Source organism: Flavobacterium sp. (assembly GCF_046155325.1).
Classification (GTDB): domain Bacteria; phylum Bacteroidota; class Bacteroidia; order Flavobacteriales; family Flavobacteriaceae; genus Flavobacterium.
Window position 1 is genome coordinate 1 of record NZ_JBJXDQ010000055.1, and the last position, 3,336, is coordinate 3,336.

Sequence of the window (3,336 nt, forward strand, 5' to 3'; positions counted from 1 at the left end):
GAAGGTTTTTATATTATGGGTCGGGCCAATGACGCTCAAGAAGTGGTTCGAAATGCTCGGGTCGTTTTGGCTCCCCTACGATTTGGGGCGGGTATAAAAGGAAAATTGGTTGAAGCCATGCAATGCGGAACACCTAGTGTGACAACACCTATTGGTGCAGAATCTATATTCGGAGACTTGCCTTGGAATGGATTTATTACGGATGAAATTCAACCTTTTGCTGATAATGCAGTAGAATTATATCAAAATAAAATCCTTTGGCAAATAGCACAAGAAAATGGTTTCCAAATTATAAATAAAAGGTTTTTAAAATCTTTGTTTGCAAATGATTTTATAGAGCATATTTTAAAAACACAAACGCAATTAAAACAATATCGTTTGGATAATTTTATAGGAGCACTTTTGCGACATCATTCTATGACAAGCACAAAATATATGTCGCGATGGATTGAAGAGAAGAATAAGAGAGTCTAATGTTATTTGGGGCAATTTAATTCAATTAATTCGGCCACTAGTCTACCTGATTTCATTGCAGCATTTATAGAGCCATTTAGTAAATGATCCCCACAAATATATAGATTATCATTAATTTTAAGTTCTAAATTAGATATTTCATTTCGAACTTTTTCTTGGTTGGGCAAAGCATAATTTATACGATACGTTTTCAACATTTTCCAATTATCAACTTGGTTCCCGTACCATTTTTTAAGTTCGGTTTTCATGTTTTCCGCTAAAGTGATATCATCAAGATTTGGAATTCCGTTGTACGATATAGCAATTAATACTTTTCCTTTTGGAGCATAATTAGCCGAAACATTAGACATTACAGTCAAATTAGTTACCCATTTTTTATGAGTCGAAGCATTTAAAACGACAACTTCTTTTTTGGTTGGTGCAATTTTGGCCTCAAAATAAACATTAGTCACTTGATGAAAGTTTTGTTTTTCTTTCGAAATGTAAGCACCTGCAAGTCCGATTGCCTCGGTTGCAATGATTATTTTATCCGCTTCTAGGACTGTCCCGTTTTCGCAAATGATTTTGTTGTTCTCGATAGCCGTAACTTTGACGTTGTATTGTATTGAATTTTCTGGAAGCATAGCTACTAATTGCTTGGGGATTTCTTCCATGCCCAATTCTGGTATTGCAGCATCGCCTTCGGAAAACATTTTCATTACAAAATCGAACATATTGCTCGATGTTTTCAAATCGTTTTCTAAAAAAATTCCTGAAAAGAAGGGTTTGTAAAAACGATCAATCATTTTTTGACTGAAACCATAATTTTTAAGTTGGGTAATTGCATCTACTTCAGTTTGATTAAACAAATTAGGAATAGAAATTTTAACAAGTTTTGTTTTTAAAAAGAAAGTGTTTATTTTATCTTTTAGCGAACCAACTGGAGCAAATAATGTTGAAAATAATACTGTTGGACGTCTAAACGGATCGGCAATTTCGAATTGTCCACCATCATAAAGTACGGTTGCGCCTGGGAGAAATCGTTTTAGATTTAACTTTTTATAATCTAATAAGGCTTTTGTTTCGGGATATTCAGTCAATAAAACCTGAAAACCTCTATCGAGTCGGAAACCGTCAATTACATCAGTTTTGATTCGTCCACCCGCTCGATCACTCGCTTCAAGAATTTGTATTTTGAATCCTTTTCGATGTAAATAAACAGCTGCGGTTAAGCCTGCAATCCCTGCACCGATAATTGTTATGTTTGGTTTCATTATTTATATTTTCAAGGTTATCAAAATTAATGATTTTAACTTTTTAAAACTAAATATCCCGTTCTGATTTCTCAAAACGGGATATTTATTATAAAAGTAACGGTCTTTTAAGCAAGCATCGTCACTGGGTTTTCAATATATTGTTTTAAAGTTTGCAAGAACTGCGCTCCGGTAGCACCGTCAATAGTTCTGTGATCGCAAGCTAAAGATAACATCATAGTATTTCCTACTACTATTTGTCCATTTTTCACCACTGGTTTTTCTACAATCGCTCCTACGGATAGGATGGCAGAATTCGGTTGGTTTATGATAGAGTTAAATTCAGTAATACCAAACATTCCAAGGTTAGAAATAGTAAAGGTACTTCCTTCCATTTCTGATGGTAATAATTTTTTATTTTTGGCTCTTCCTGCCAAATCTCTTACGCTTGTTCCAATTTGAGATAAACTCATACCATCTGTAAATGGTAAAACGGGAACTACTAATCCATCTTCAACGGCAACTGCAACACCAATATTCACATGGTAGTTAATTGTAATTGCCTCTGCCGACCATTGTGAGTTTATTTTTGGGTGTTTTTTCAAAGCTAATGCACTTGCTTTTATGACCATATCGTTAAAAGATACTTTGGTATCTGGAACACTGTTGATGATGGCTCTTGATTTCATTGCTTCGTCCATGGTTACCTCAATTACTAAGTTGTAATGTGGTGCAGTAAACAATGATTCTGCCAAACGTTTTGCAATGATTTTACGCATTGTAGAGTTCTTGATTTCCTCTGTTGCGATTTGTCCAGCTGGAACATATGGTTTTGGAGAGGCTACAGTTTCTGATTTAGCTGGTGAAGCAGTGTTTGTCCCTGGTGAAGTGGCAGCTTGTGGCATAAAGTTCTCCACATCACTTTTAGTAATACGACCATTTTCTCCTGAACCTTTTACTTGAGTCAATTGAATTCCTTTTTCGCTTGCAATTTTCTTTGCTAATGGCGAAGCAAAAACACGTTGTCCGTCAGTTGATGCTTCTTGAGAAATTGGAGCAACTTGTGTAGCTGGAGCGGCTTTCGATTCCTCAGTTGCAACAGCTACTGTTGCAGAACCTCCAGCAGTATAACCACTAGCAATATCACTAACATCTGTTCCTGCTGGCCCAATGATTGCCAATAGGCTGTCAATTGGAGCTGATTCACCTTCTTGAATTCCAATATATAATAAAGTGCCTTCGTTAAAAGATTCGAATTCCATTGTTGCTTTATCGGTTTCGATTTCTGCAATCATATCTCCTTCTGAAACTTTATCTCCAACTTTTTTCAACCAAGTAGCTACAGTTCCTTCAGTCATGGTATCGCTCAAACGAGGCATAGTAACTACAATCACCCCTGCTGGCAAGGTGGCAGTTGGGGCTGGAGTTGATTGTATTTTTGCTTCTGTAACAGCAGGTGCAGCTTCTTCTTTAGCAGGTGCAGTTTTAGGACCACCAGCAATTAAAGCAGCAATATCTTCACCTTCATTTCCAATAATGGCTAAAAGTGAATCAATAGCTGCAGTTTCTCCTTCTTGAATACCTATATATAAAAGAGTACCTTCATTGAAAGACTCAAACTCCATTGTTG

Annotated in this window: 3 protein-coding genes; 1 reads left to right on the forward strand and 2 read right to left on the reverse strand. The window is 36.2% G+C overall.

Annotated features, from left to right (window positions below):
* On the forward strand, positions 1 to 474 hold a 474-nt coding region (locus tag ACKVOD_RS03710; RefSeq protein WP_409208135.1), incomplete at its 5' end, for a glycosyltransferase family 4 protein.
* A gap of 2 nt (positions 475 to 476) precedes the next feature.
* On the opposite strand, the gene ACKVOD_RS03715 is transcribed toward ACKVOD_RS03710, so the two are convergent.
* Complete coding sequence (locus ACKVOD_RS03715) at positions 477 to 1,727, reverse strand: NAD(P)/FAD-dependent oxidoreductase (RefSeq protein WP_409208136.1); 1,251 nt, start codon at positions 1,725 to 1,727, stop codon at positions 477 to 479.
* Positions 1,728 to 1,834: 107 nt separating this feature from the next.
* The coding region (locus ACKVOD_RS03720) for a 2-oxo acid dehydrogenase subunit E2 (protein WP_409208137.1) at positions 1,835 to 3,336 on the reverse strand (1,502 nt) is incomplete at its 5' end.